Here is a 25592-nt window from a genome sequence, read left to right as displayed (position 1 = left end):
ATGTCCCCGCACATCCTGATCCTCGGCGGCACCACCGAGGCCCGGCGCCTCGCCGCCGACCTCGCCGCCCGCCCCGGAGTCAGGGTCACCACGTCGCTGGCGGGCCGGGTCACCCGCCCCGGAACCCTGGCCGGCGAGGTGCGGATCGGCGGGTTCGGCGGCGCCGAGGGCCTTGCCGACTGGCTGCGCACGCACGACGTGGACGCCGTCGTCGACGCCACGCACCCCTTCGCCGAGTCGATCACGGCGAACGCCGCCCGCGCGGCGACGGCCACCGGAGTTCCCGCGGTCGTCCTGCGCCGCCCCGGCTGGCGCCCGGGCCCCGGCGACCGCTGGTACGACGTCGAGTCCCTGGCCGCGGCCGCCGAGGCCCTGCCCGGCCTGGGCCGCCGGGTGTTCCTCAGCACCGGCCGACTGGGCCTCGCCACCTTCGCCCACCTGACGGACCTGCACTTCGTCGTACGGTCGGTCGACCCGCCCGCGGCGCCCCTGCCGCCGCACACCGAAGTGATCCTGGCCCGCGGCCCCTTCACCCTCGCCGAGGAGACCGAGCTGCTGCGCGCCCACGCCATCGACGTGCTGGTGACGAAGGACAGCGGCGGCGAGGCCACGGCCGCCAAGCTGACGGCCGCACGGGAACTAGGGCTGCCCGTGGTCGTCGTACGACGCCCCCCGCTCCCGGACGGCGTGACGGCGGTACCGGACGTGGCGGGCGCACTCGACACACTCGACCGGCTGGGGACCGACGGCCCCTGATCACCGCGCCCGTCGGTCAGGCCTCGACCGTGCCCGTCGGTCACGCCTCGCCAGGACCGGGATGCCTGCGCAGCAGATAGGTGTCCATGATCCAGCCCTTGCGCTCCCGGGCCTCGGCGCGCAGCCGCTCGATGCGCGGGCCCGCCTCGGCGAGGGGACCGGAGACCAGGATCTCGTCCGGGGTGCCCAGGTACGCGCCCCAGTAGATGTCGATGTCGTCCTCGGCGTACTTCCGGAAGGTCTGGTGCGCGTCCAGCATCACGACGACGTCGTCCACCCCCTCCGGGAAGCCCTCGGCCAGCCGCCGCCCGGTGGTGATCTGCACCGGCCGGGCCACCCGGTTCAGCCCCGTACGATGCCGGGCCACGAGCGAGGAGACGCTGCTGATGCCGGGCACCACGTCGTACTCGAACTCCACCGCGCCCCGGTCCAGCACCTCCTCCAGGATCCCCAGCGTGCTGTCGTACAGCGACGGGTCCCCCCACACCAGGAACGCCCCGGTGTCGTCCTCGCCCAGCTCCTCGGCGATCAGCCGCTCGTAGATGCCGGCGCGCGCACTGCGCCAGTCCTCCACGGCCGGCGAGTACGCGGCCCCGCCCGCTCCGCGGTCCCGCTCCGGGTCACGGGCCTCCACCACCCGGTACCCGCCCTCGGGCCGGTGCGCGTCCACCATGTCCCGGCGGAGCTGGGTCAGATCGCTCTTCACCTCGCCCTTGTCGAGCAGGAAGAACACGTCCGTGCTCCGCAGCGCCTTGACCGCCTGCAGGGTCAGCTGGTCGGGATCGCCCGCACCGATACCGATGACATGAATCTTTCGCACACCCCGAGTCTGCCGTATGCCGTCGGGGCCCTGAGGAGGCGGTGCCTCGCTCAGGAACCGAGCCGCGGCGCCTCGGTCCCCGCGTCGACGGGGCCCGCCCCGCGCTCCACCCGCCCGGCCAGCTCCCGGGCCCACCCGGCCAGCCCGGCAAGATCCATCCCGTACGGCCGCGCGTCGCCCCGCTCGGCCGCCCACTCCTCGATCGCCCCCGCGCCGCGCCGCAGCAGCCGCGCCCCGCCGGTGGTGTTGCCGCGGGCCGCGTGGGTGAGCCCCACCGCCAGCTGTGCCAGTCCCCGCCACAGCGTCCGCTCGGACTCGGGCCCCGACTTCCAGGCGTCCTCGAACACCTCGTGGGCATGGAACGGCTTCCCCGCGTCCAGCAGCGCCTGCGCCTCGGCGACCGTCTCCCGCGGGGTCCGCACGACTCCCTCCGGCTGGCGCTCGACCCCCTGCGCCCCGTACGGCAACGGCCGCCCCAGCCCGTCCCGCGGCCGGGCGTTCCGCGCCCGCCCCGCCACATCCCGGTCCCGGCTGCCCGGCGCCGCGCCCACGTCTCCCATACGACCGATTGTCCCCGCCCGGTCCCACTTCGGCGCACCCCCGCCCGTGGGGTAAAGTTCTGTTCGCGCGATCACGTGGGTCACCACGAGTGAGCGCATCGGGACGTGGCGCAGCTTGGTAGCGCACTTGACTGGGGGTCAAGGGGTCGCAGGTTCAAATCCTGTCGTCCCGACTTTTCGAAGTCGTACGTCAGGGGCTGTTTCAGATCAATCTGGAACAGCCCCTGGTTGTTTTTGGGGACCAGCTGGGCAGCTGTTTCCCCGAGGGGTTGCGCGGTCATTCTGCAGCCAGCGTCCTCATCGAGGGCTCGATGCCGAAGCGTGCCTGTTCCGACGCGCGAGGAGCGCGGCATACCCGAGACGGATGGCACGCCGTAGCTGCGTGGACGGCAGGTCAGGCACGCGCAGGAGGGGCCCTGGCACCGAACTGACCCCCTCGTGCTCCGGGCGGCTGTCGAGCCACGTGAACGCGAGTGTGACGGCGGCCCGAGCTTGCTCTTGGGTGAGTTGCTCGCAGTGCATGACCAGGCGAAGGAGCAAGGCCGGGGCAGACTGAGCGTCCGGCTTGGATCCAGCTGTTCTGGAACGGAACTGGCAGACTCTGCGCACATAGTTCGGGACCGACGTCCGAGCCAGGCCGTCCGCCGGGACACCCGACCCCACCGGTCTTACTGGTGAATTCAGGCCGGAACTGTGCCTCGGGGCCGTATGGTGGAAGCGAGGCTCGCGCGTACCAGCAGGGCCGAGTGACCGGACGTGGGGGCGGGCCCGATTGCGCGACGTCATCTATCTGTCCGTGGGCAAGCTGCAGCAGTTCCTGCCGGAGCCGCGCCGCGCGCCCCGCGCCGGGGCCGTGCGCCTCTCCACACCGTTCGGCCTCGGGGTCGACGTGGATGCGCAGGCCTCCGACGGCGAGCAGGGACGGATGCGGCATCTGCGGCAGGTGCAGAAGTATCTGGAGGAGACGGCGGTCTGGTACGAGGAACCCGGCCTCCGCCCCGGCCTGTGGGTGCAGTTCGAGACACCCATGCGCTGCGTCACGCTCCGCGGGGCGTACCGGGACCTGCTGCTCTTCGTCGACTCGGGGCCGGGCTCCGACGGCAGCTCCGGGCCGGGCTCCGGCGGCGGTGACGCCGCCGGCTGCCGCCTGTTGCTGCACGGCTCCGCCCGGCACCTGTTGGGCTTGACACCCCAGCTCACCGACGGCCCCGCGCTGAACGAGATCGGCGGGGGCGGCGACAGCGTCGGCGCTGTCTTCCTCACCAGGGCCGGACAGGTCGTCGAGGTGCTCTCCCCCGATCCCGGCGCCGACGCGCCCGCCGACGCCGCCTCGGCGTCTCCCCTGGCCCCCGCCCTGAGCGCCGCGGGAATCCGTGACCTGCTGCGTGCCCTCGACGCCGGCCACGGCGGCATCGACACGGCGGCCCCGATGACCGGATACGCCCGCGTCACGGCACTCCTCCCCGAGCGGGACGGAGCGCCTCGCTGCCTCGTGGCGAGCCCGCTCACGGTGGAGTACGTCAGCGAGACCCCCTGACCGGGTCGCCGACCGAAGAGGAGGTCTCGATGCACGACGAGGGGGATGCGCCCGTAGCGGGCCGGCAGCTCCGTGCTGCGCTGAGCCGGGAGTTCGCGGGCCTGATCGACATGACGGACTTCCCGTCCGCCACGCCTGATCGTCTACGCGAGAGCGCCTTCCTTGCGCGGGCTCTGGCCGCCAAAGCACCTCGGCGGAGATCCCCGCCGTTCCGCGTGGCCGCCGCAGCCGTTATCGACGGCGCCGACGACTATCCCGTGTAGGCGCCGTTCAGGCGAACCTGGCATACGGCGCGGCAGCTTGAGCGGGTCAGGCGCGCTCGTAGAAGCCGTCGAGGCGACCGCGCGCGAGCACGTCACCCGCGGCGGCCAGCACGACCCGCGGTTTGGCGGAGTCCGGCACGGTGTTGCTCCTTCCGACGGTCAGCGGACTGCCCAGGGCGAACAACTGGAAGACATAACGGTGCGGGCCGTGGCCCTTGATCGGTGCGGGTCCGAGATAGCCGCGGCGCGAGCCCGAACTCAGCAGGCGCACACCGTCCGCGGGGGTCTCGGTGTCGAGGCCACCCTGAGGGAGAGTGGTCAAGGACGGGTCGAGCAGGGCGATGCCGTGGTTGTACGGCAGGGCCGTCGGCGCATCCGGGTCCTCGATGACCAGCAGCAACTGCGCCGTCCCGGCGGGGACCGCGTCCCAGGTCAGGGCCGGTGACAGCTCCTGGCCGCCGAGACGCCTCCCGGCGTGGAGGGTCGGCATCGTCGTCTCGTGCGCGAAGTCGGGACTGCTCAGCTCCAGTGTGTTCTCGCCGGCCAGGTTCGGCGCGTTCCAGGCGAGGCCCTCGTCACCCGCCCGCTTGTTCTTCAGCAACTTGCCTACCACTGCCATGGGTTACTCCTTGCGGTGCAACTCGTCGGCGACCAGTTCGCCATCACCGTGTTACCGGGTCGGCGGGCCGGGGCGGTATCGCCGACTCCCGGCGTGCCGCGGACAGGACTCGATCCTTATACCTCGGAGTCGCGACGGCTCGCACAGAAACAAAGCGGGCAACTCGCCTGAAATGGACGCCGGGCACCGGCATGTCCTTCGCTGGGACGAGAGGGTGACGGGGATGGGGCGCAAGTTGACCGAGCCGCGGGGGAAGGACGGGGCCGTTCAGGCTTCCGTGTCGGCGCGGCCGGCCGCGCCGGGCGACGGCGGCACGTGCGGTACCTGTCTCAACACGCCCTGACCGAAGGGCAGCGCGGTGCGTACCCGGGTGCCGCGTCCGCGGCGGTCGATGGTGAAGCTGCCGCCGATCTCTCCGGCCCGCTCGGCCATGGAACGCAGTCCGATGCCGTCGGCCTTCGGGTCGGGGTCGTAGCCGATCCCGTCGTCGATCACGGTGAGAGTGAGGGTGTGCGTCGACGCACACCCTCACTTGTGTGTGGTCGGCCTCGGCGTGCCGCATGACGTTGGTGAGCGCCTCGGCCGCGATCCGGTAGGCGGCCACCTCGACGGCCGCCGGAAGGGGCGGCAGGGGGGAGGGGGTGAGGTGCAACTCGATCCGGGTGCGGGCGCCGTCGAAGGCCGAGACGAGTTGCCCCAGGGCGAGGCTGAGGCCCAGCTCGCCCAGGGGCGCGGGGCCGAGGCGCCAAGCTCCAGGTCAACGACCGGGCCCAGGCCATCGTCCGGGCCCGCAACGCGGGTCTGGGCACGTAGGTCCTGGGGCGTGAGTCGGCTCATCCACGAGAGCCCGAAAAAAGTTCGGACGGCGATGTCGAGAACCCGCGTCCGGCTCCGTCCCCGGGGTGAACGCGACCACAATGGGTCGCACGAGCACCAAGGAGAACCACGATGGCCAAGTACCTGCTGCTGAAGCACTACCGTGGCGCCCCGGCTTCGGTCAACGACGTGCCGATGGACCAGTGGACGCCGGAGGAGATCTCGGCGCATGTCCAGTACATGAACGACTTCGCGGCCCGGCTGGAGAAGACAGGCGAGTTCGTCGACGGTCAGGCGCTCGCCCCCGAGGGAGCGTGGGTCCGCTACGACGGTGAGGGGCGCCCGCCGGTCACCGACGGACCGTTCGCGGAGACCAAGGACCTCATCGCCGGCTGGATGATCATCGACGTCGACAGCTACGGGCGCGCCGTCGAGCTGGCCGGGGAGCTGTCGGCCGCCCCCGGGGCGGGTGGCAAGCCGATCCACGAGTGGCTGGAGGTGCGCCCGTTCTACGGCGTGCAGCCCACCATCACGGAGTGACGTCACCGATGGACGACGTCCTCCTCAGGAGCCTCACACCGGGCGTGCTCACCGTCCTCGTCCGCCGCGGAGCCGACTTCGCGGCGGCCGAGGACGCCGTGCAGGACGCTCTGGTCGAGGCGCTCCGGGTCTGGGCGGCCGACCCGCCGCGGGATGCCAAGGGCTGGCTGGTCACCGTGGCCTGGCGCAAGTTCCTCGACGCGACGCGCGCCGACACCACCCGCCGCCGGCGTGAGGACCGCGTCGCGGAGGAGCCGGCGCCCGGCCCGGCGCCCGCGGTGGACGACACGATCCAGCTCTACTTCCTGTGCGCCCACCCGTCGCTGACCCCGGCATCGGCGGTCGCGCTCACGCTGCGCGCCGTCGGCGGGCTGACCACCCGCCAGATCGCCGGGGCCTACCTGGTGCCCGAGGCGACCATGGCGCAGCGCATCAGCCGGGCCAAGCGCACCGTCTCCGGCGTGCGCTTCGACCGGCCCGGCGACGTCGCCACCGTGCTGCGCGTCCTCTACCTCGTCTTCAACGAGGGCTACTCCGGCGACGTCGACCTCGCCGCCGAGGCCATCCGGCTCACCCGGCAGCTCGCGGCCCGCATCGACCACCCCGAGGCGGCCGGGCTGCTCGCCCTCATGCTGCTCCACCACGCCCGGCGTGCCGCCCGGACCGCGTCCGACGGCAGCCTGGTGCCGCTCGCCGAGCAGGACCGCGGCCGGTGGGACACCGCGTTGATCGCCGAGGGCGTCGGGATCCTCCAGGCGGCCCTCGCCCGCGACCGGCTGGGCGAGTTCCAGGCCCAGGCCGCCATCGCGGCACTCCACGCCGACGCGCCCACCACCGAGGAGACCGACTGGGTGCAGATCGTCGAGTGGTACGACGAGCTCACGCGCCTGACCGACAGTCCCATCGTCCGGCTCAACCGCGCGGTCGCCGTCGGGGAGGCCGACGGACCGCGCGCCGGCCTGGCGGCGCTCGCGGCGCTCGACGCCTCACTGCCCCGCCACGCCGCGGTGGCGGCGTACCTCCACGAGCGAGACGGCGACCCGGCGACGGCGGCACGGCTGTACGCCGAGGCGGCCCACAAGGCACCCAACCTCGCCGAACGCGACCACCTGACGCGCCAGGCCGCCCGGCTCAACGCCCGCCGATGTCGCTGACGGGTCACGCTCGGAGACATGTCCCGCGTGGTGCTGTCGGAGGAACTCGCCGCTGACGGATGGCTGGTGCACGCGGCGAACATGACCTCCGCAGCGTCGGACGCCGCGCCCCGTACCCGGTGGGCACCCGGATCGGAGCCACCGGAGTCCGGGCGGCCGCCGTCGTGCTCGACACGGAGTCCAGAGTGCTCGGTTACCGCACGGACGCGCAGGCCGACCACGCGCACGGCGTGCTCGGCACCGAGGGAGTCGACACCGTACGGCTCACCGGCGGGCCGCAGCTCGCCGTGATCGGCGGCCACCGGGACCTCGACCGGCTGCACCGGGCCGACGACCTGCCCGAGGCGGAGGTCCTGGGCGTCCCGGTCACCGAGATCACCGGAACGCGTGCGACGACCCGTATCGCCTGCGACCCCGAGGAGGCCGTCCGGCTCGCTCGACGGCTCCACGAGGCGCTGGTCGGTCAGGCGGACGTTCCCGCTTGACCGCGTGCACCCGCACCGACAAGCCGGGCCCGCTGCCAGGTCGTCCCGGCCTCGGGCCCGGCCAGCCGCCGCTCACCGAGCGAGCGGCTCCCGCACCACCGCCACGTCCCCGGGCGCGACCGTGACCGAACCGGCCGTCTCCTTGCCGGTGAGGAGTTCCGTGGCGCCCGGTGCGACGGGCAGTTCCGCGCCCCGGCCGGAGTGGTCGATCACGAAGACGTAGTCCGCGTCCGGGCCGCGCCTGCGGACCACCTCCACACCGGCCGGGGCGGTGCGCACCGGCTCCACCCCCGCCTCGGTGCGGATGCGGTCCAGGAGGGCGGTCAGCGTGGCCGGGTCGGGGAGCGTGGCCAGGTACCAGGCGGCCCCGGTGCCGTAGGCGTGCCGGGTGACCGCCGGGACGCCGGCCAGCGGGCCGTCGGCGTACGTGGCGACCGCCTCGGCGCCCTCCGTTCGCAGCCGCTCCGACCACAGCGTGCCCGCAGCGCCCTGAGGCACCGCGCCGCTCAGCCCGACCGACTGTCCGGGCAGCAGCGGGAACGGCTCGTCGGAGCGCACCCCCAGCACGTCCCGGAACGCCCCCGGGTAACCGCCGAGCCGCACATGGCAGTTCTCGTCCACGGCGCCGCTGTGGAAGCCGACGGCGAGGGTGCCGCCGCGCTCGGCGTACGCCGTGAGGTTCGCCGCGCCCGTGTCGTCGACCAGGTACAGGTTCGGGGCCAGCACCAGGCGGTAGGCGGACAGGTCCGCGTCGGGACGTACGAAGTCCACGGCCACGCCGGCCCGCCACAGCGGCTCGTACCAGGCCCGGACCAGGTCCAGGTACCGCAGTTCGCCGCTCGGCTGGGAGGGCAGCTCCAGCGCCCAGCGGGCGTTCCAGTCCCAGACGACGGCGACCTCGGCGGTACCGGTGCTGCCGCGGACCTCGGCCAGCGCCGTCAGGTCGGCGCCCAGGCGGACCACGTCCCGCCAGATCTGACTGTCGGTGCCCGCGTGCGGCAGCATCGCCGAGTGCCACTGCTCGGCGCCCGCCTTCGCCGCCCGCCACTGGAAGTACGCGATGCCGTCCGCCCCGCGCGCCACATGGGCCAGCGCGTTGCGGCGCAACTCGCCCGGATTCTTCGCCCGGTTGACGGGCTGCCAGTTCACGGCGCCGGTGGAGTGCTCCATCAGCAGCCACGGGCCGCCCGCGAGCGAGCGCATCAGATCGCCGCTCAGCGCCACGTCGATCTCCGACTCGGGGTCGGTGGACATCAGATAGTGGTCGTTGGCGACGATGTCCAGCTCCGGTGCCCAGCGCCAGTAGTCGAGGGCGTCGAAGGTGGCCATCACCATGAAGTTGGTGGTGGCGGGCGTGTCGGGGGCCGCAGCCCGCAGCACGTCCCGCTCGGCCGTGTACAGCGACAGCAGCTCGTCCGAGCAGAAGCGGCGCCAGTCCAGCTGGTGCGTCGGGTTGGGTACGGCGCCGGTGGCGCGCGGCGGCAGGATCTCCTCCCAGTCGTAGTACCACTGGGACCAGAAGGTCGTGCCCCAGGCGTCGTTGAGGGCGGCCAGGTCGTCGCCGTAGCGCGCCCGCAGCCAGCGGCGGAAGGCCGCCGCGCTGGTGTCGCAGTAGCAGGCCGCGTTGTGGCAGCCGTACTCGTTGTGCACGTGCCACATGGCGACGGCCGGATGACCGGCGTACCGCTCGGCCAGCGCACCCGCGATGCGCAGCGCCGCCTCGCGGTAGGCGGGGCTGGATGGGCAGAACGTCTGCCGGCTGCCGTAGGAGAGGGTACGGCCGTCCCGGTCGACCGGCAGCGCCTCCGGGTGGGCGCGGAAGAACCACGCCGGAGGCGCCGCCGTGGGGGTGGCCAGGTCGGCGGCGATGCCGTTCTCGTGCAGCAGGTCCAGGATCCGGTCCATGCGCGAGAAGTCGTACGCGCCCTCGGACGGCTCCAGCAATGCCCAGGAGAAGATGCCGACGCTGACCATGTTCACGCCCGCTTCGCGCATCAGGCGTACGTCCTCGGACCACACCTCCTCGGGCCACTGTTCGGGGTTGTAGTCGCCGCCGTAGGCGAGGCCGGGGACGGACAGGGTGCGATTCACTGGGTTTTCTTCGTTCTCTTTCACGTGCGCGCGCCTCAGCCCTTGTTCGAGCCCAGGGTCAGACCGCTGACGAACTGACGCTGGAGCGCGAAGTACACGATCAGCGTCGGGATCGCGGTGAGCAGGGCGCCCGCGGCCACCAGGTTGGGGTCGGTGAAGTACTGGCCGGAGAGGTTGTTCAGCGCCGAGGTGATCGGCATGTTCTCACCGGTCGAGATCAGCACCAGGGCCCAGAAGAAGTCGTTGTAGATCCAGATCGACAGCAGGGTCGCCAGCGCCGCCATCGCCGGCTTGCACAGCGGCAGCGTGATCTGCCAGTACAGCCGCCACACCGAGGCGCCGTCCACCAGCGCGGCCTCGGTCAGCTCGTGCGGGAGCGAGCGCATGTAGTTGGCCAGCACGAACGCGCAGAACCCGGACTGGAACGCCACGTGGATCAGCACCAGGCCGAGCGCCGAGTCGTACAGCTTGCCGCTCGCGGTGATGCCCGGCAGGTTCGTCAGCAGGTACAGCCGGTACAGCGGGGTGATGATGACCTGCTGCGGGAGCAGGTTGCCCGCCGTGAAGACCAGCAGCAGCGCCAGGTTGAGCCGGAAGTCGAAGCGGCTGACGTAGAACGCGACCATCGACGACAGGAACAGCGTGAGCAGCACGGCCGGGACCGCGATGATCAACGTGTTCATGAAGTAGTGGGTCATGTCCGACTGCGTGAACGCGTTCTTGAAGTTGTCGAAGTTCAGCGTGTGCGGCCAGGACACATAGCCGCGCTCGCTGGTCTCGCTGTACGGACGCAGCGCCGAGAAGATCGCCCACAGCAGCGGGGCGAGCCACGCCAGGGCCGTACCGGCCAGGAAGACGTGCAGCAGGACGCGGGCCGGGCGGATCGGGGTGCGCTGCTTGGCCAGCGCGCTCACGGTGCTCATGCGCGCCGCTCCTTCCGGAAGGTCGCGATCAGATACGGGATGATCACGATCAGCGAGATGACCAGCAGGACCACCGCGATCGCCGATCCGTAACCGATGCGGCTCGACTCACCGATGATGTTGTTGGTCACCAGGATCGACAGCAACTCGGTGCCCTGGGCGCCCTTGTTGAAGACGAAGACCAGGTCGAAGGCGCGCAGCGACTCGATGATGGTGACGACCAGGACGACCGTGTTGGTCGGGCGCAGCGTCGGGAAGATGACGTTCTTGAACGTCTGCCACTCGTTGGCGCCGTCGAGGGCCGAGGCCTCCCTGAGCGACGGGTCGACGCCCTTCAGGCCGGCCAGGTACAGGATCATCATGTAGCCGGTGTGCCGCCAGGACGCGGCGATCAGGACCGCCCACAGGTTGAGCTTGGGGTCGCCGATCCAGTCGATGTAGTGGCCCGGCTTGTTGGCGCCGATGAGGCTGTTGATCAGGCCCGTGTCCGGGTTGTAGACGAGCTGCCAGACGAACCCGATGCACGCCATGGAGATGACGACCGGCAGGAAGAACGCGGTCTGGTAGACACGGCTGAACCGGATCTTCTTGTCCAGCTGTACGGCCAGGAACAGGCCGAGCGGCGTCGGGATCAGGATCAGCACCACGAACCAGACGACGTTGTGCTGGAGGGCCGGCCAGAACTGCGGGTTGTCGTTGAAGAGTTGTTTGAAGTTGTCCAGGCCCACCCACTTGATCGAGTCGAACCCGATGCCGTCCCAGGTGGTGAAGGCGAGCGCGATGGAGGCGAGGGCGGTGACCCAGACCAGGGCCACGTGCAGGACCGTGGGCACGCCCGCCATCAGGCCGAGCGTGATCCGGTCACGGCGGGTCAGCAGGCGCCGGTGGCCCTGCGCGGCCCGCTTGGATGCGGAAGCAGCGCCCGGAGGCGGCACGGCGGCCGCCTCCGGGGTCTTCGTCGTCGTGTCGGTCGTCATGCCGCTGCTCACGAGGACGCGAAGATCTGCTTCTTCTGGCGCTCGATCGACGACAGCAAGCTGTCCACGCCCTTGGGGTTCTGGAGGAACTTCTGCAGCGCGGGCTGCATCACCGTGGAGGTGAAGTCCGGGCGCGAGTCGCGGTCCATGAACTGGGTGAGGCTCTTGGCGCCGCTGATCATCTCGTACGCCTTCTTCTGCAGCGGGGTGTACGAGGAGGTGTCGGCCTTGCTGGAGGCGGCCACCACGCTGGAGTCGGCCTTCAGGTAGATCGCCTCGGCCTCGGGCGTGCCCAGGTACTCGAGGAGCTTGGTGACACCCGCCTTGTTCTTCGGGGCCTTGCTCACCATGAACCCGTCGGTCGGCGCCTCGACGGTGTCCTGGCCGTACGCGGAGTTGATCTCCGGGAAGGCGAAGAAGTCGAGGTCGTCCAGGTCGGCCTTGTTGGTGAACTGCTGCGCCACGAACGAGCCCAGCAGGTACATGCCGGCCTTCTTGGACACCAGGGTCTGTGCGGCGTCCTGCCAGGTGCGGCCCATGAAGCCGTCCTGGTGGTAGGGCAGGATCTCGGACCAGTGGTCGAAGACGGCCTTCACCTTGGAGTCGGTCCAGGAGGCCTTGCCGCCCATCAGCTCGACGTGGAAGTCGTAGCCGTTGAGGCGGAAGTTGATCTGGTCGAAGGTGCCCATCGCGGGCCAGGCGTCCTTGTCGCCGAAGGCGATCGGGACCAGGCCATCCTTCTTCATCTGCTTGCAGAGGGCGACCAGCTCGTCCCAGGTGGTGGGGACCTTGTAGCCGTGCTGCTGGAAGACGCTCTTGCGGTAGAAGAGCGCCCACGGGTACGTGTACAGCGGGACGAAGTAGTACTTGCCGTCCTCGCCCTTGGCGAGCTTCTTCATCGCGTCGGGGAAGTTGTCCCCGATCTTGGCCCACACGTCGTCGATCGGCGTGGCCAGCTTCTTCGCCGCGAAGAACTGCATGCGGTAACCGGCGAACCAGTTGAACACGTCGTCCGGCGTGCCCTGCAGATAGGAGTTGATCTGCTCCTGGAAGGTGTTGTGGTCCTTCGTGTTGACATCGACCGTGATGCCCGACTGCTTCTTGAAGGCCGCGTAGATCTCCGCGAAGGCCTTCTTCGGCACCGCGTCGGAGGCGTTGGAGCCGAGGGTGACGGTCTTCGGGTCGGAGGACGAGCCACTGCCGCCGCAGGCGGACAGCAGGGGTATGCCGGCGCCGGCGAGGAGGGCGGCACCGCCCGCTCCACGCAGCAGCGAACGACGGCTGGGACCCGGGACCGAAAGACCGGAGGGGGAGAGGCGCATGGCGGCTCCTGAGGCATACAGGGTTCAGTCAAGGGGATGAGTCGATCACCGAAAGGTCTTCGAAACCGATCAGAAACCAACTCGACCGAACATCGTGGGCGTAATAACAGCCCCATGTCCGCTCATGCGTCAATAGCTCCGGTCCCACTGGGGTGTCTCTTGCCCGAAACGTAATCGACATCGTTACCTGCAACTTTGTTGAACGGCAGGCAAAGCGGCCCCCGCGGCAGCTGCGGCCGCGGGGGCTGTGTGAACACGAGTGGTTCCGTTTCCTGGTCTGACCAGCGGCGGTCAGGTTCTGACCAGGAGCTGGAAGTCGAAGGCGTACCGCGACGCCCGGTAGACATGGGTGCCGTACTCCACCGGCCGCCCGGTGTCGTCGTACGCGGTGCGCTGCATGGTGAGCAGGGCCGCGCCCTCCTTCTCGTCCAGCAGGGCGGCCTCCTCGGCGGTGGCGCTGCGGGCCCCGACGGTCTGGCGGGCGCTGTGCAGGGCGATGCCCGCCGAGCGCAGCATCCGGTACAGGCCCGTCGACTCCAGCCGGTCGGTGTCGAGTTCGAGCAGGGCCGAGGGCAGGTAGTTGCACAGGAACGCCACCGGCTGGCCGTGGGTGCAGCGCAGCCGCTCCAGCACGACGACCTCGGCGCCCTCCGCGATGCCGAGGGCCGCGGCCACGTCGGCGCTCGCCGGGACGCGTTCGTTGCGCAGTACCTGGGTGGTCGGGCCCTGCCCGGCCGACTCCAGGTCGTCGTAGAGGCTGCTCAGCTCCAGGGGCCGTTTGACCTGGCTGTGCACCACCTGGGTGCCGACACCGCGGCGGCGCACCAGCAGCCCCTTGTCCACCAGGGACTGGATGGCCTGGCGGACGGTGGGCCGGGACAGGCCGAGGCGCACGGACAGGTCGACCTCGTTGCCCAGGAGGTTCCCGGGGGCGAGGATCCCGTGTTCGATGGCCGCCTCCAGCTGCTGGGCGAGCTGGTAGTAGAGCGGCACCGGACTCGCGCGGTCCAGGTCGAAGTCCAGGGAGTCGAGCGCGGAGACGGTCACGGGACGAGCGGAGTCACCGGTCCTCGCCACGGGGTACCTCCTTCCAGAGCGCGGACAGGGCGGTTCACAGGTGGTGGCGGCGGCCGGCCACCTGGCGGTCGTAGTCCTCGCGGGCGCGTACGGCCGCCTCGCGGGTCGCGGTCTCGGCGACCGGTACGTCCCACCAGGCCTCGGCCCCGGGGGCGGCAGGCCCTGAGCCCGAGGTGTCCGTCTCCACGTACACACACATGGGGGCGTCGGCGGCACGCGCGGTGGCCAGGGCCTCGCGCAACTCCCGTACGGTCTTGGCGCGCAGGACGTCCATGCCGAGGCTGGCCGCGTTGGCGGCGAGGTCGACGGGCAGCGGGGGACCGCTGAAGGTGCCGTCGGCCGCGCGGTACCGGTAGGCGGTGCCGAACCGCTCGCCGCCGACCGACTCCGAGAGGCCGCCGATGGAGGCGTACCCGTGGTTCTGGATCAGGACCATCTTGACGGGCAGCCCCTCCTGCACGGCGGTGACGATCTCGGTCGGCATCATCAGGTAGGTGCCGTCGCCGACCAGCGCCCAGACCACCGTGTCCGGGGCCGCCTGCTGCACGCCGATCGCGGCCGGGATCTCGTACCCCATGCATGAGTAGCCGTACTCCAGGTGGTACTGGCGCCGTGAGCGGGACCGCCACAGCTTGTGCAGGTCGCCGGGGAGTGAGCCCGCCGCGTTGATGACCACGTCCTCGTCCCCGACGACCGCGTCCAGCGCGCCGAGCACCTGCGTCTGGGTGGGTACGGCGTCCTCGTCGGCGGCGCCGAAGGCGCTCTCCACGACCCGCTCCCAGCGCTCCTTGCCCGCCCGGTACTCGGCCTCGTACGCCGGGTCGACGCGGAAGCCGGCCAGCTCTTCGGCGAGCGCCTCCAGGGCGGCCCGGGCGTCGGCGACCACGGTCCGGGCGGCGAGCTTGTGGGCGTCGAAGGCGGTGCTGTTGAGGTTGAGGAAGCGGACCTCGGGATGCTGGAACAGGGTGCCGGAGGCGGTGGTGAAGTCGGTGTAGCGGGTGCCGACACCGATGACCAGGTCGGCGCCGCGGGCGAGGTCGTCGGCGACCGCGGTGCCGGTGTGCCCGATGCCGCCGAGGTCGGCCGGGTGGTCGTGGCGCAGGGAGCCCTTGCCCGCCTGGGTGGCGGCGACCGGGATGCCGGTGGCGTCCACCAGGGCCCGCAGCGCGTCCTCGGCGCGACTGTGGTGGACTCCGCCGCCCACGACGAGAAGCGGCCTGCGGGCGGCCCGGACCGCCCGGACGGCCTCCGCCAGCTCCGCCGGGTCCGGTGCGGGCCGGCGTACGGTCCAGACGCGCTCGGCGAAGAACTCCTCGGGCCAGTCGTACGCCTCGGCCTGCACGTCCTGCGGCAGGGCGAGGGTGACGGCGCCGGTCTCGGCCGGGTCGGCGAGCACGCGCATCGCCTGGAGCGCCGACGGGATCAGCTGCTCGGGGCGGGTGATCCGGTCGAAGTAGCGGGAGACCGGGCGCAGGGTGTCGTTGACGGAGACGTCGAACTGGCCGGGGTGCTCCAGCTGTTGCAGCAGCGGATCGGCCGGGCGGGTGGCGAAGTAGTCGCCGGGCAGGAGCAGTACGGGCAGCCGGTTGATCGTGGCCAGGGCGGCACCGGTGACCAGGTTCGTCGCGCCCGGGCCGATGGACGTCGTCACGGCCTGCGCCGAGAGGCGGTCGAGCTGCCGGGCGTGTCCGACCGCCGCGTGCACCATCGCCTGCTCGTTGCGGCCCTGGTGGTACGGCATGACGTCGCCGTATTCGATCAGCGCCTGGCCGATCCCCGCCACGTTGCCGTGTCCGAAGATGCCCCAGGTACCGGCGATCAACCGGTGCCGTTCGCCGTCACGTGCGGTGTACTGGGCGGACAGGAACCGCACCAGTGCCTGGGCGACGGTCAGACGGCTCGTCGCTGGGCTCGTCGAGTGGCTCATGCCTCACAGGTGTAGGTGGGAACAGGCGGCACTGTCAATGGTTTGTACTTACATTCGGACTAGCTCGTGAAATGATGTCTTAACAAAGTATTGACAGCGGGCTTCGCAAGGGCTTGTATCCCGTCCCAACGCAACAGCGTCCCTACCCCCGTCGCACAGTGAGGTGCAGGACAGATGGACCGCTCTTCGCACTCCCGCCCCCGCAGACTGGCCCCCGTCGTCGCCGTGGCCGCTGCGGCAGCCCTGACCCTCGCCGGCTGCTCCAGCAGCTCCGGGGGGAAGAAGGCCGAAGAGGGAGGGTCGGGTGCCTCAGCGGGCAAGGCCAACACCCCTCGGATGACGGTCGCGCTGGTCACCCACCAGTCGCCGGGTGACACCTTCTGGGACATCGTCCGCAAGGGCGCAGAGGCCGCCGCCGCCAAGGACAACATCAAGCTGATCTACTCCGCCGACCCGAACGCCGGCAACCAGGCCAACTTCGTGCAGAACGCGATCGACCAGAAGGTCGACGGCATAGCGATCACCCTGGCGAAGCCGGACGCCATGAAGGCCGTGGTCGGCAAGGCCGGCGCGGCGAAGATACCCGTGGTCGGCCTGAACTCCGGGCTCAGCGACTGGAAGAAGCTCGGCCTCATGGAGTTCTTCGGGCAGGACGAGGGCGTGGCGGGCGAGGCGTTCGGCAAGAAGCTGAACGAGGTCGGCGCCAAGAAGGCCGTCTGTGTGATCCAGGAGCAGGGCAACGTCGGCCTCACCCAGCGCTGCGACGGCGTGAAGAAGACGTTCTCCGGCACGACTGAGACGCTGTACGTGAACGGCACCGACATGCCGTCCGTGAAGTCCACGATCACGGCCAAGCTGAAGCAGGACAGCGCCATCGACTACGTGGTCACGCTGGGTGCCCCCTACGCGCTGACCGCGGTGCAGTCGGTGGGCGACGCCGGCAGCAAGGCCAAGGTCGCCACGTTCGACCTGAACAACCAGCTGACCAGCGCCATCAAGAAGGGCGACATCCAGTTCGCGGTGGACCAGCAGCCGTACCTGCAGGGTTACCTCGCGGTCGACTCCCTGTGGCTGTACAAGAACAACGGCAACTACAGCGGTGGTGGCGAGCAGCCGGTGCTGACCGGGCCGGCCTTCGTCGACAAGTCCAACGTCGACCGGATCGCCCAGTTCGCCGCGAAGGGCACTCGGTGATGAGCATGACGCAGCAGGCTGAGCCGGCGGTGGGGACATCGCCGGCGTCCGGCCCCAAGCAGACCGACGGCCGTACCACCCGGCGCCCGCTGGCGATCCGGCTGCTGGCCCGCCCCGAAGTGGGCGTGTTCCTGGGCGCCGTGGCCGTCCTGATCTTCTTCCTGATCGCCGCGCCCTCGCTCCGCCAGGGCAGCTCGATCGCCACGGTCCTCTACCAGTCCTCGACCATCGGCATCATGGCCCTCCCGGTGGCCCTGCTGATGATCGGTGGCGAGTTCGACCTGTCCTCCGGCGTCGCCGTGATCAGCTCCGCGCTCGTGGCGAGCATGATCAGCTACCAGCTGACCATGAACGTCTGGGTCGGCGTGATCGTCGCGCTGTTCGCCTCGCTCGCCGTCGGCGCCTTCAACGGCTGGATGGTCGTCAAGACCGGGTTGCCCAGCTTCCTGGTCACCCTGGGCACCTTCCTGATCCTCCAGGGCGCCAACCTGGCCGTGACCAAGCTGGTCACCGGCAACGTCGCCACCGACGACATCAGCAACATGGACGGCTTCGACCAGGCCAAGAAGATCTTCGCGTCCTCCGTCGACATCGGCGGCGTCGAGGTGAAGATCACGGTCTTCTACTGGCTGGGCTTCGCGGCCCTGGCCACCTGGGTGCTGCTGCGCACCAAGTACGGCAACTGGATCTTCGCCGTCGGCGGCAACAAGGAGAGCGCCCGCGCCGTCGGTGTCCCGGTGAACTTCACCAAGATCACCCTGTTCATGCTGGTCGGCTTCGGCGCTTGGTTCATCGGCATGCACAACCTCTTCTCGTTCAACACCGTGCAGTCCGGCGAGGGCGTCGGCCAGGAGCTGATCTACATCGCGGCGGCGGTCATCGGCGGCTGTCTGCTCACCGGCGGCTCCGGCTCCGCGATCGGCCCGGTCTTCGGCGCGTTCATGTTCGGCATGGTCAACCAGGGCATCGTCTTCGCGGGCTGGAACCCCGACTGGTTCAAGGCCTTCCTCGGCGTGATGCTGCTCGGCGCCGTCCTGATCAATCTGTGGGTCCAGCGCACGGCGACCCGGAGGTAACACGCGATGACAAGCAACGGAACCGGAACCCACGGCGCCGTCCTCCAGGACACCGCCCCCGCCCAGGACGGCCCCATCGTCGAACTGCGCGGCGCGGGCAAGTCCTACGGCAACATCCGCGCCCTGCACGGCGTCGACCTCAAGGTCCACGCGAGCCAGGTGACCTGCGTGCTCGGCGACAACGGCGCCGGCAAGTCGACCCTCATCAAGATCATCTCGGGGCTGCACCAGCACACCGAGGGCGACTTCCTCGTCGACGGCACCCCGGTGCGCTTCGGCACCCCGCGCGAGGCCCTCGACAAGGGCATCGCCACCGTCTACCAGGACCTCGCCACCGTCCCCCTCATGCCGGTGTGGCGCAACTTCTTCCTCGGCTCCGAGAAGACGAAGGGCCCCTGGCCCGTGCGCCGCCTCGACATCGACACGATGAAGAAGACCGCCGACCAGGAACTGCGCAACATGGGCATCGTCCTGGACGACCTGGAACAGCCCATCGGCACCCTCTCCGGCGGCCAGCGCCAGTGCGTGGCCATCGCCCGCGCCGTCTACTTCGGCGCCCGCGTGCTGATCCTGGACGAGCCCACCGCCGCCCTGGGCGTCAAGCAGTCCGGCGTGGTGCTGAAGTACATCGCCGCCGCCCGCGACCGCGGACTCGGCGTCATCTTCATCACCCACAACCCGCACCACGCCTACATGGTCGGCGACCACTTCAGCGTCCTGCGCCTGGGCACCCTCGAACTCTCCGCCGACCGCAGCGAGGTCAGCCTCGAAGAGCTGACCAACCACATGGCCGGCGGCGCCGAACTAGCGGCCCTCAAGCACGAACTGGCCCAGGTCCGCGGCGTCGACACCGAGGAACTCCCCGAGGAGGAAGACCTCACCGCACCCGTGGCGACCCCCTCGGAAGGAACCACCTGACATGGCGAACCCGACTCCGCTCGACCGTATCCGGGTCGGCTCGGCCCCCGACTCCTGGGGCGTGTGGTTCCCGGACGACCCGCAGCAGGTCCCCTGGGAACGCTTCCTCGACGAGGTGACCGAGGCCGGCTACGACTGGATCGAACTGGGCCCGTACGGCTACCTGCCCACCGACCCGGCCCGGCTCACGGACGAGTTGGGGCGGCGGAACCTGAAGATGTCGGCCGGTACGGTCTTCACCGGCATGCACCGCGGCCCGTCCGTCTGGGAGGAGACCTGGGCCCACGTCAGCCAGGTGGCCGCCCTCACCCAGGCGATGGGCGCGCGGCACCTGGTCGTCATCCCCTCCTTCTGGCGGGACGACAAGACCGCCGCGATCCTGGAGCCGCCGGAGCTGACGGCCGAGCAGTGGGCGCACCTGACCAAGGGCATGGAACGGCTCGGCCACGAGGTCAAGGAGACGTACGGTCTCGAACTGGTCGTGCACCCGCACGCCGACACGCACATCGACACCGAGGCGCATGTCGAGCGGTTCCTCGACTCGACCGACACCGAGCTGGTCAACCTCTGCCTGGACACGGGTCACTACGCCTACTGCGGCGGCGACAGCGTCAAGCTGATCGAGACGTACGGCGAGCGCATCGGGTACCTGCACCTCAAGCAGGTGGACCCGGAGATCCTCGCCGAGGTCGTGGCGAACGAGGTGCCGTTCGGGCCCGCGGTGCAGCGGGGCGTGATGTGCGAACCACCGTCCGGGGTCCCCGCGTTGGGCCCGGTGCTGGAGGCGGCGCAGCGGCTCGGTGTGGAACTGTTCGCGATCGTCGAACAGGACATGTACCCGTGCGAGCCGGACAAGCCGCTGCCGATCGCGGTGCGGACGCGCAAGTTCCTGAGGTCCTGCGGGGCCTGAGGGGTTCGGCGCGGTGCGGGCCGGGAACGAACGGGGGCGTGCGGGCGTTCTGACCGACAACGGGGGAACGCCCGCGAGCACGGGAGGACGGGACGACATGGCACACCGCACAGAACTCCGCGAGACATCCCAGCAGGCCGCCGAGCCGGCCGACACCCCCGCCCGCTTCAGCCGCCTGCCCGAGCGGATACGCCCGCAGGACATGGTGGAAACGAAGCCGGCGACCCTGCCGGACCCGGCGCGTGACCGGTACAGCGCGGACGAGTGGCTGGTCCGTTACTGCCTCTGAGCCGCCCCGACGGGAACCGCAACCGTGAACGCGCCGCCCTCGACGAGGGCGGCGCGTTCCGGCGTTGACCGTCGACGGTCAGGCCCCCCGTACCTCCGCGATCGTCACCGGACGGTGCTCGTGCAGCGACAGGGTGCAGGCATCGGCGATCCAGCCCGCCTCCAGGGCGTCCTCGACGGTGCAGGGGGAGGGGCGGGTGCCGGCCACGACCTCGGTGAACGCGGTGAGTTCGGCGCGGTAGGCCGCGGTGAAGCGGTCCATGAAGAAGTCGTGCGGGGTGCCGGACGGGAAGGTCACACCGGGCTCGACCGAGCGCAGCGGCAGCTTGTCGTCCAGGCCGACGGCGATGGAGTCCTTGAAGCCGTGCAGTTCCATGCGGACGTCGTAACCGCGGGCGTTGTGGCGGGAGTTGGAGACCACCGCGATCGTGCCGTCGTCCAGGGTGAGGATCGCGCCGGTGGTGTCGGCGTCGCCCGCCTCCTTGATGTAGTCGGCGCCCCGGTTGCCGCCCACCGCGTACACCTCGGTGACCTCGTGGCCGGTCACCCAGCGGATGATGTCGAAGTCGTGGACCGAGCAGTCGCGGAAGATGCCGCCGGAGGCGGCGATGTAGGCGGCCGGCGGCGGCGCCGGGTCCAGGGTCGTCGAGCGGACCGTGTGCAGCTTGCCCAGCTCGCCCGCCTGCACCGCGGCCCGTGCGGCGACGAAGCCCGCGTCGAAGCGGCGGTTGTAGCCGATCTGGATCGGCACGTCGCTGCCCTGTACGGCCTTGAGCACCTCGACGCCCTCCGCCATGGTGCGGGCGACCGGCTTCTCGCAGAAGACGGGGACGCCCGCCTCGACGCCCGCCCGGATCAGCGCCGGGTGGGCGTCGGTCGCGGCCGCCACGACGATGCCGTCCACGCCGGCGGCCAGCAGCGCCTCGGGCGAGTCGGCGACCTCGGCCCCGAACCGCTCGGCAGCGGCCTTGGCCGCGTCCGCGAACGGGTCGGTGACGACGAGGGACTCGACGACGTCGAGCCCGGAGAGGGTCTCGGCGTGGAAGGCGCCGATGCGGCCGAGGCCGAGGATTCCGATACGCATGGGGGTGCAGCTCCTAAGGTGCGATGGTGCTGAAGGAGAGGGCTAGTCGAGGCCGCCGAGCACGGTCTGGTCCCAGTCGATCACCGAACCGGTGACCACTCCGGACCGGTCGGAGAGCAGGAGGACCACGAAGTCGGCGATTTCGTCCGGCTGGCCGAGCTTGCCCATGGGCAGCCTGGCGGCGGCCTGCTCCCGCCAGTCGTCGCCCGCGCCGTGGAAGGCGCGCTGGACGGCGTCCTCGCCCTCCGTCGCGGTCCAGCCGATGTTCAGGCCGTTGATCCGGATGCGGTCCCAGCGATGGGCGTGCGCGGCGTTGCGGGTCAGGCCCATGAGGCCGGCCTTGGCGGCGACGTACGGCGCGAGGAACGGCTGCCCGCCGTGCGCCGACGTGGTGATGATGTTGACGATCGTGCCGGGCGCCTTCCGCGCCACCATGTCGGCCACCGCCGCCTGCATCGCGAAGAACGGCCCCTTGAGGTTGACCGCGATGTGCGCGTCGAACAGCTCGGGTGTCGTGTCGAGCAGGGTGCCGCGTGAGGTCAGGCCCGCCGCGTTGACCAGGCAGTCGATCCGGCCGTAGGCGTCGACCACCTCGGCCACCGAAGCCTTGGCCTGCTCGGCGTCCGACAGGTCGGCCTGGACGTACATCGCCCTGCCGCCGCCCGCGGACAGCTCGGCCACCAGGGCCTCGCCCGGTTCGGGGCGGCGGCCGGTCACGGCCACCGTGGCGCCCTCGCGTACGGCGGCCCGCGCGATGGCGGCGCCGACGCCCTGGCTGCCGCCGTTGACGAGGACGATCTTGTCGTCGAGAAGTCCCATGAGTTCCTTGCTCTTTCAGTTCTTGCGAGGCTCTCTCAGCTCTCGCGCCGCTCGGCGCCGGCCCGCAGCTCGTCCCGCAGCGCCCGTGGGGTCCACTCCTCGCGCACCGCCCGCCGTACGACGTCCGCCTGCGAGGGCGGGGCCAGACCGTCGACCGGCGGGTCGTCGTCGAGGTTGGTGGGGAACGGATAGCCCTCGGCGCTCGCGGCGATCACCTGGTCGAGCCACTCCTGGCCCGCGCCTTCGGCCTTGCGCCTCAGCAGCACCGGGAAGACCGCGTTCACCACGGCCTCCCGGTCCACCGTCTCCATCGCGCGCCCGAAGGCCGAGGACACCTGGAGGAGGTTGGCCATGCGCCGGATGCCGGCCGAGCGGTTGTGCCCGGCGGCGTGGAAGAGCGCCGGGTTGAAGAAGGCCGCGTCGCCCTTGGCGAGCGAGAGCTGGACGTGGTGTGCCTCGAAGTAGGCCTGGAACTCGGGGAGTCGCCAGGCCAGGTACCCGGGCTCGTACTGCTGCGAGTACGGCAGGTACAGCGTGGGCCCGGACTCGACCGGCATGTCGCAGTGGGCGACCGCGCCCTGCAGGGTGAGCACGGGGGAGAGGCGGTGGACGTGCGCGGGATAGGCGGCGGCGACCTCGTCGGAAAGGAATCCGAGGTGGTAGTCCCGGTGCGCGGTCTGGGCGGCGCCGCCCGGGTTGACCACGTTGATCTGCGAGGTGACCTGGTAGCCGGGGCCGAGCCAGGCCTCCGAGACCAGGGCCAGGATGTCGTTGGCGTAGTAGCCGGCGAACGCCTCCGCGTCGTACAGGGCCACCTTCTCGAGGGCGTTCCACACCCGGTCGTTGGCGCCCGGCTTGGCGAAGTGGTCCCCGGCGGTGGCGCCCGAGGCGCGCTGCTCGGCGATCAGGGCGTCGAACACGTCCGTCGCCCGGTCGACGACCGCCGGGTCGGGGAAGGCGCCCTTGAAGACCACGACGCCGGGTCCGTCGGTGAGCGCCCGGACCAGCTCGGCCTGCACGTCCCGGCGGTCACCGGCGCGCAGCCGCTCGCTGTCGTAGACGAGGACGTCGCTCTGCACCGACGAGGCGTACGGGTAGTCGGCGAGATCGGTGGTCCGCGCGACAAGGGTGCGGAAGGCGTCGAGGTCGCAGTCCTGCTCGGACAGCCAGGCACGGCGTTGTGCGGCGGTCAGGGACATCGTCGTCCTTCTTTCGTTCACGGGGCGACGTGGTGCTGTCATTCTTGTCAGTACAAACCCCTCGAACAACCAGCACCGAGCCATCAAAAACCCCTCAAGGAGCCGAGGCGTGGGCCACCCCTTCCCGATCCGCGAGATCGCCCGTCAGGCCGGCCTGAGCGAGGCCACCGTGGACCGTGTGCTCAACGACCGGGGAGGAGTGCGGGCCAGCACCGTGCAGGAGGTGCACCGGGCCATCGCCGACCTGGACCGGCAGCGCACCCAGGTCCGGCTCGTCGGCCGCACCTTCATGGTCGACATCGTGATCCAGGCGCCGGAGCGGTTCACCACGGCCGTGCGGGCCGCCCTGGAGGCCGAACTGCCCTCCCTGCACCCGGCCGTGCTGCGCTCCCGCTTCCACTTCCGGGAGACCGCACCGGTGGGAGAGCTGGTCAGGATCCTGGACCGGATCGCCCGGCGCGGCTCCCAGGGGGTGATCCTCAAGGCCCCGGACGTCCCCGAGGTCACGGCGGCCGTCGGCCGGCTCACCGCGGCCGGCATACCGGTCGTCACCCTGGTGACCGACCTGCCCGCGAGCGGCCGGCTCGCCTACGTGGGCATCGACAACCGGGCGGCCGGCGCCACCGCCGCCTACCTCATGGGCCAGTGGCTCGGCGACCGCCCCGGCCACGTCCTCACCAGCCTGAGCAGCGGCTTCTTCCGCAACGAGGAGGAGCGCGAGATGGGCTTCCGCGGCACCATGCGCGCCCGGCACCCCGACCGCACGCTCGTCGAGCTGACCGAGGGGCAGGGCCTGGACGCCACGCAGTACGACCTGGTCCGGGCCGCCCTGGAGCGCGACCCGGACATCCGGGCCGTCTACTCGATCGGCGGGGGCAACATCGCGACACTGCGCGCCTTCGACGACCTGGGCCGCGAGTGCGCCGTGTTCGTCGCGCACGACCTCGACCACGACAACACCCGGCTGCTGCGCGAGCACCGCCTGTCCGCCGTGCTCCACCACGACCTGCGCCAGGACATGCGCGAGGCCTGCCACCTCGTCATGCGCGCCCACGGCGCCCTGCCCGCGGCGGGCCCCACCCTGCCGTCCGCGATCCAGGTGGTCACGCCCTACAACATGCCTACGACGTCGACAGGTTGACCGTACGGCTGCTCAGCCGCCCGGGCTCACAGGTTGATCGCGTACGCCTTGCGCAGCGTCTCGTGCACGGTCCACGTCGTACGGTCGCCCGCGCGCAGCACGGCCATGTCGCCGGGCCCCACCTCCAGCGTCGGCCCGCCCTCGACCTCGATCGTCGCCGACCCGCTGACCACCACGAACAGCTCGTCCGCCTCGGTGTCGGTGACCACGCCCGGGGTGATCTGCCAGATCCCGCGGATCTGCCGGCCGTCCGCCGACTCCCAGACCACCTTCCCGGTCACCTCCGGGTTCCCGGAGACGATCTGCTCCGGGTCGAGGGGCTCGGGTTCGAGGTCGGCGTCGGGGATGTGGAGCGCGAAGCTGTGCGTCATGGGGCGACCCTAACCAGCCCGCGCGCCGTCCGGCCGTCGACAGTGTGTGCGGCATCGGGCCTGGTGGGAGGACACTTCGTCGGGCCCGGGGTCCCGGCCGTGCGAACTGGCGGCGGCGCGGGGCGCGCGTGATCGTGGGGAGCATGGCTGACTCCACGGCGGCCGCCGCCGCACCGCACCGGCAGCACGACACGCGCGAGGCCGTCCTGTTCGGCGGGGTCTACGGCGCCGTCCTGGCCAGCTCGATGGTCGCCGCGCTCACCCAGTACGGCCACAGCTCCGCCGCCAGCCGTCGCTACGACGCCCTCTGGCTGCTGGTCACCGCGTGCGCCTCCGCCCTGGCCCACGGCTACGCCCACTACATCGCCGAACGCGCCCCGCATCACCGCTGGGACGTCCTGCGCACCCTCGTCGACGAGTGGCCGCTGGTCACGGCCGTCCTGCCGACGGTGTTCCTGCTCGCGGGCGCGGGCTGGGGCTGGTGGCCGCCGAACGGCGTCGAGTACCCGGTGTTCGCCCTGAACATCGCGATCCTCTTCGCCCTGGGCCTGGTCACCGCCCGCTGGTCGGCGCGCAGTTGGCCGGCCGCCGTCCTCATCGGCCTGGTGGACTCGGTGCTCGGGGTGATCGTGGTGGTGGCCAACGCGGTCATCAAGTAGCCGAGTCGGGTGCTGGTGGGCATCCAGCCCGACCTCGTACGGGAACGCGCGTGAGCCCCTTCGTGC

Annotated in this window: 27 protein-coding genes and 1 tRNA gene; 14 read left to right on the top strand and 14 right to left on the bottom strand. The window is 70.9% G+C overall.

Annotation, left to right across the window (positions count from 1 at the left end; all coding sequences use genetic code 11):
- On the top strand, window positions 1–756 hold the full coding sequence (locus CRP49_RS43065; RefSeq protein ID WP_097258775.1) for a cobalt-precorrin-6A reductase: 756 nt from the start codon (window positions 1–3) through the stop codon (window positions 754–756).
- 40 nt (window positions 757–796) lie between these two features.
- Here the strand turns inward: CRP49_RS43065 and cobF are convergent, their stop codons facing one another.
- Window positions 797–1576, bottom strand: a complete 780-nt coding sequence (gene cobF, locus CRP49_RS43060; RefSeq protein WP_179852037.1) for a precorrin-6A synthase (deacetylating) — start codon at window positions 1574–1576, stop codon at window positions 797–799.
- A 50-nt stretch (window positions 1577–1626) separates the two neighbouring features.
- Window positions 1627–2136 (bottom strand): DUF309 domain-containing protein, encoded by a 510-nt coding sequence (locus CRP49_RS43055; protein ID WP_097258774.1) that lies wholly within the window; start codon window positions 2134–2136, stop codon window positions 1627–1629.
- 99 nt (window positions 2137–2235) lie between these two features.
- Here CRP49_RS43055 and CRP49_RS43050 point away from each other — a divergent pair.
- From CRP49_RS43050 to CRP49_RS43040, 3 genes are all read left to right on the top strand, one after another.
- Window positions 2236–2309 (top strand) — tRNA-Pro (locus tag CRP49_RS43050).
- A gap of 599 nt (window positions 2310–2908) precedes the next feature.
- Window positions 2909–3673 carry an SAVMC3_10250 family protein gene (locus CRP49_RS43045; protein ID WP_097258773.1) on the top strand — a complete coding sequence of 255 codons (765 nt, stop codon included), beginning with the start codon at window positions 2909–2911 and terminating at the stop codon, window positions 3671–3673.
- 29 nt (window positions 3674–3702) lie between these two features.
- On the top strand, window positions 3703–3936 hold the full coding sequence (locus tag CRP49_RS43040; protein ID WP_097258772.1) for a hypothetical protein: 234 nt from the start codon (window positions 3703–3705) through the stop codon (window positions 3934–3936).
- Window positions 3937–3982: 46 nt separating this feature from the next.
- On the opposite strand, the gene CRP49_RS43035 is transcribed toward CRP49_RS43040, so the two are convergent.
- Window positions 3983–4555 (bottom strand): YbhB/YbcL family Raf kinase inhibitor-like protein, encoded by a 573-nt coding sequence (locus tag CRP49_RS43035; RefSeq protein ID WP_097258771.1) that lies wholly within the window; start codon window positions 4553–4555, stop codon window positions 3983–3985.
- A 267-nt stretch (window positions 4556–4822) separates the two neighbouring features.
- Window positions 4823–5050, bottom strand: a complete 228-nt coding sequence (locus CRP49_RS43030; RefSeq protein ID WP_097258770.1) for a hypothetical protein — start codon at window positions 5048–5050, stop codon at window positions 4823–4825.
- Between the two features lie 453 nt (window positions 5051–5503).
- On the opposite strand from CRP49_RS43030, the gene CRP49_RS43025 reads away from it, so the two are divergent.
- From CRP49_RS43025 to CRP49_RS47410, 3 genes are read left to right on the top strand one after another with little or no spacing between them, the layout of a single operon-like run.
- Window positions 5504–5911 carry a YciI family protein gene (locus CRP49_RS43025; protein ID WP_097258769.1) on the top strand — a complete coding sequence of 136 codons (408 nt, stop codon included), beginning with the start codon at window positions 5504–5506 and terminating at the stop codon, window positions 5909–5911.
- Between the two features lie 8 nt (window positions 5912–5919).
- Complete coding sequence (locus CRP49_RS43020) at window positions 5920–7065, top strand: RNA polymerase sigma factor (RefSeq protein ID WP_097258768.1); 1146 nt, start codon at window positions 5920–5922, stop codon at window positions 7063–7065.
- A gap of 59 nt (window positions 7066–7124) precedes the next feature.
- The gene (locus CRP49_RS47410) at window positions 7125–7550 is read left to right on the top strand and encodes a hypothetical protein (RefSeq protein ID WP_097258767.1); all 426 of its coding nucleotides are present in this window, start codon (window positions 7125–7127) and stop codon (window positions 7548–7550) included.
- 72 nt (window positions 7551–7622) lie between these two features.
- Here CRP49_RS47410 and CRP49_RS43010 read toward each other — a convergent pair whose 3' ends face one another.
- From CRP49_RS43010 to iolD, 6 genes are all read right to left on the bottom strand, one after another.
- The gene (locus CRP49_RS43010) at window positions 7623–9641 is read right to left on the bottom strand and encodes a beta-galactosidase (protein ID WP_097258766.1); all 2019 of its coding nucleotides are present in this window, start codon (window positions 9639–9641) and stop codon (window positions 7623–7625) included.
- 35 nt (window positions 9642–9676) lie between these two features.
- Window positions 9677–10564, bottom strand: a complete 888-nt coding sequence (locus tag CRP49_RS43005) for a carbohydrate ABC transporter permease (protein ID WP_097258765.1) — start codon at window positions 10562–10564, stop codon at window positions 9677–9679.
- Window positions 10561–11541, bottom strand: a complete 981-nt coding sequence (locus CRP49_RS43000) for a carbohydrate ABC transporter permease (RefSeq protein WP_097258764.1) — start codon at window positions 11539–11541, stop codon at window positions 10561–10563. Before CRP49_RS43000 ends, CRP49_RS43005 begins: the two co-directional genes overlap by 4 nt.
- An 8-nt stretch (window positions 11542–11549) precedes the next feature.
- Complete coding sequence (locus CRP49_RS42995; RefSeq protein WP_097258763.1) at window positions 11550–12863, bottom strand: ABC transporter substrate-binding protein; 1314 nt, start codon at window positions 12861–12863, stop codon at window positions 11550–11552.
- 291 nt (window positions 12864–13154) lie between these two features.
- Window positions 13155–13940: a GntR family transcriptional regulator gene (locus tag CRP49_RS42990; protein WP_097258762.1), complete on the bottom strand. Its 786-nt coding sequence runs from the start codon at window positions 13938–13940 to the stop codon at window positions 13155–13157.
- A gap of 34 nt (window positions 13941–13974) precedes the next feature.
- Window positions 13975–15867 carry a 3D-(3,5/4)-trihydroxycyclohexane-1,2-dione acylhydrolase (decyclizing) gene (gene iolD / locus CRP49_RS42985; RefSeq protein ID WP_097258761.1) on the bottom strand — a complete coding sequence of 631 codons (1893 nt, stop codon included), beginning with the start codon at window positions 15865–15867 and terminating at the stop codon, window positions 13975–13977.
- Window positions 15868–16041: 174 nt separating this feature from the next.
- Here iolD and CRP49_RS42980 point away from each other — a divergent pair, with 174 nt between their 5' ends.
- The 5 genes from CRP49_RS42980 (at window position 16042) to CRP49_RS42960 (ending at window position 20254) form a co-directional block, all read left to right on the top strand.
- Entirely contained in the window at window positions 16042–17061 is a 1020-nt protein-coding gene (locus CRP49_RS42980; RefSeq protein ID WP_097258760.1) for a sugar ABC transporter substrate-binding protein, read from the top strand.
- A complete protein-coding gene (locus CRP49_RS42975) occupies window positions 17061–18137 on the top strand; it encodes an ABC transporter permease (RefSeq protein ID WP_097258759.1) in 1077 nt (358 codons plus the stop codon). Before CRP49_RS42980 ends, CRP49_RS42975 begins: the two co-directional genes overlap by 1 nt.
- A 6-nt stretch (window positions 18138–18143) precedes the next feature.
- The gene (locus tag CRP49_RS42970; protein WP_097258758.1) at window positions 18144–19055 is read left to right on the top strand and encodes an ATP-binding cassette domain-containing protein; all 912 of its coding nucleotides are present in this window, start codon (window positions 18144–18146) and stop codon (window positions 19053–19055) included.
- 1 nt (window position 19056) lies between these two features.
- Entirely contained in the window at window positions 19057–19965 is a 909-nt protein-coding gene (locus tag CRP49_RS42965) for a sugar phosphate isomerase/epimerase (protein ID WP_097258757.1), read from the top strand.
- A gap of 97 nt (window positions 19966–20062) precedes the next feature.
- Window positions 20063–20254 (top strand): hypothetical protein, encoded by a 192-nt coding sequence (locus tag CRP49_RS42960; protein ID WP_097258756.1) that lies wholly within the window; start codon window positions 20063–20065, stop codon window positions 20252–20254.
- 78 nt (window positions 20255–20332) lie between these two features.
- Here CRP49_RS42960 and CRP49_RS42955 read toward each other — a convergent pair whose 3' ends face one another.
- The 3 genes from CRP49_RS42955 to CRP49_RS42945 are packed head-to-tail and all read right to left on the bottom strand — an operon-like array spanning window position 20333 to window position 23355.
- Window positions 20333–21337 carry a Gfo/Idh/MocA family oxidoreductase gene (locus tag CRP49_RS42955; RefSeq protein ID WP_097258755.1) on the bottom strand — a complete coding sequence of 335 codons (1005 nt, stop codon included), beginning with the start codon at window positions 21335–21337 and terminating at the stop codon, window positions 20333–20335.
- A gap of 42 nt (window positions 21338–21379) precedes the next feature.
- A complete protein-coding gene (locus tag CRP49_RS42950) occupies window positions 21380–22156 on the bottom strand; it encodes an SDR family oxidoreductase (RefSeq protein WP_097258754.1) in 777 nt (258 codons plus the stop codon).
- Between the two features lie 35 nt (window positions 22157–22191).
- Complete coding sequence (locus CRP49_RS42945; RefSeq protein WP_097258753.1) at window positions 22192–23355, bottom strand: phytanoyl-CoA dioxygenase family protein; 1164 nt, start codon at window positions 23353–23355, stop codon at window positions 22192–22194.
- Window positions 23356–23464: 109 nt separating this feature from the next.
- On the opposite strand from CRP49_RS42945, the gene CRP49_RS42940 reads away from it, so the two are divergent.
- Window positions 23465–24496, top strand: coding sequence for a LacI family DNA-binding transcriptional regulator (locus CRP49_RS42940; protein WP_097258752.1), 1032 nt, complete (start codon window positions 23465–23467; stop codon window positions 24494–24496).
- Window positions 24497–24522: 26 nt separating this feature from the next.
- Here CRP49_RS42940 and CRP49_RS42935 read toward each other — a convergent pair whose 3' ends face one another.
- Complete coding sequence (locus CRP49_RS42935; protein ID WP_097258751.1) at window positions 24523–24867, bottom strand: cupin domain-containing protein; 345 nt, start codon at window positions 24865–24867, stop codon at window positions 24523–24525.
- Between the two features lie 143 nt (window positions 24868–25010).
- Between CRP49_RS42935 and CRP49_RS42930 the strand changes: the two genes are divergently transcribed.
- Window positions 25011–25526, top strand: a complete 516-nt coding sequence (locus tag CRP49_RS42930; protein ID WP_097258750.1) for a hypothetical protein — start codon at window positions 25011–25013, stop codon at window positions 25524–25526.
- Window positions 25527–25592 lie beyond the last annotated feature (66 nt).

The organism is Streptomyces sp. Ag109_G2-15 (assembly GCF_900215565.1).
GTDB lineage: Bacteria > Actinomycetota > Actinomycetes > Streptomycetales > Streptomycetaceae > Streptomyces > Streptomyces diastatochromogenes.
The sequence above is the reverse complement of the archived record's forward strand: the minus strand, read 5'-3'. Positions and strand labels throughout refer to the sequence as shown.

What these genes read in the sequence shown, in the direction of transcription:
- CRP49_RS43065 (WP_097258775.1), top strand. Translation starts at nt 1, where the DNA reads ATGTCCCCGCACATCCTGATCCTCGGCGGCACCACCGAGGCCCGGCGC.
- CRP49_RS43055 (WP_097258774.1), bottom strand. Translation starts at nt 2,136, where the DNA reads ATGGGAGACGTGGGCGCGGCGCCGGGCAGCCGGGACCGGGATGTGGCG.
- CRP49_RS43040 (WP_097258772.1), top strand. Translation starts at nt 3,703, where the DNA reads ATGCACGACGAGGGGGATGCGCCCGTAGCGGGCCGGCAGCTCCGTGCT.
- CRP49_RS43035 (WP_097258771.1), bottom strand. Translation starts at nt 4,555, where the DNA reads ATGGCAGTGGTAGGCAAGTTGCTGAAGAACAAGCGGGCGGGTGACGAG.
- CRP49_RS43025 (WP_097258769.1), top strand. Translation starts at nt 5,504, where the DNA reads ATGGCCAAGTACCTGCTGCTGAAGCACTACCGTGGCGCCCCGGCTTCG.
- CRP49_RS43020 (WP_097258768.1), top strand. Translation starts at nt 5,920, where the DNA reads ATGGACGACGTCCTCCTCAGGAGCCTCACACCGGGCGTGCTCACCGTC.
- CRP49_RS47410 (WP_097258767.1), top strand. Translation starts at nt 7,125, where the DNA reads ATGGCTGGTGCACGCGGCGAACATGACCTCCGCAGCGTCGGACGCCGC.
- CRP49_RS43005 (WP_097258765.1), bottom strand. Translation starts at nt 10,564, where the DNA reads ATGAGCACCGTGAGCGCGCTGGCCAAGCAGCGCACCCCGATCCGCCCG.
- CRP49_RS43000 (WP_097258764.1), bottom strand. Translation starts at nt 11,541, where the DNA reads ATGACGACCGACACGACGACGAAGACCCCGGAGGCGGCCGCCGTGCCG.
- CRP49_RS42995 (WP_097258763.1), bottom strand. Translation starts at nt 12,863, where the DNA reads ATGCGCCTCTCCCCCTCCGGTCTTTCGGTCCCGGGTCCCAGCCGTCGT.
- iolD (WP_097258761.1), bottom strand. Translation starts at nt 15,867, where the DNA reads ATGAGCCACTCGACGAGCCCAGCGACGAGCCGTCTGACCGTCGCCCAG.
- CRP49_RS42980 (WP_097258760.1), top strand. Translation starts at nt 16,042, where the DNA reads ATGGACCGCTCTTCGCACTCCCGCCCCCGCAGACTGGCCCCCGTCGTC.
- CRP49_RS42975 (WP_097258759.1), top strand. Translation starts at nt 17,061, where the DNA reads ATGAGCATGACGCAGCAGGCTGAGCCGGCGGTGGGGACATCGCCGGCG.
- CRP49_RS42970 (WP_097258758.1), top strand. Translation starts at nt 18,144, where the DNA reads ATGACAAGCAACGGAACCGGAACCCACGGCGCCGTCCTCCAGGACACC.
- CRP49_RS42965 (WP_097258757.1), top strand. Translation starts at nt 19,057, where the DNA reads ATGGCGAACCCGACTCCGCTCGACCGTATCCGGGTCGGCTCGGCCCCC.
- CRP49_RS42960 (WP_097258756.1), top strand. Translation starts at nt 20,063, where the DNA reads ATGGCACACCGCACAGAACTCCGCGAGACATCCCAGCAGGCCGCCGAG.
- CRP49_RS42955 (WP_097258755.1), bottom strand. Translation starts at nt 21,337, where the DNA reads ATGCGTATCGGAATCCTCGGCCTCGGCCGCATCGGCGCCTTCCACGCC.
- CRP49_RS42950 (WP_097258754.1), bottom strand. Translation starts at nt 22,156, where the DNA reads ATGGGACTTCTCGACGACAAGATCGTCCTCGTCAACGGCGGCAGCCAG.
- CRP49_RS42945 (WP_097258753.1), bottom strand. Translation starts at nt 23,355, where the DNA reads ATGTCCCTGACCGCCGCACAACGCCGTGCCTGGCTGTCCGAGCAGGAC.
- CRP49_RS42935 (WP_097258751.1), bottom strand. Translation starts at nt 24,867, where the DNA reads ATGACGCACAGCTTCGCGCTCCACATCCCCGACGCCGACCTCGAACCC.
- CRP49_RS42930 (WP_097258750.1), top strand. Translation starts at nt 25,011, where the DNA reads ATGGCTGACTCCACGGCGGCCGCCGCCGCACCGCACCGGCAGCACGAC.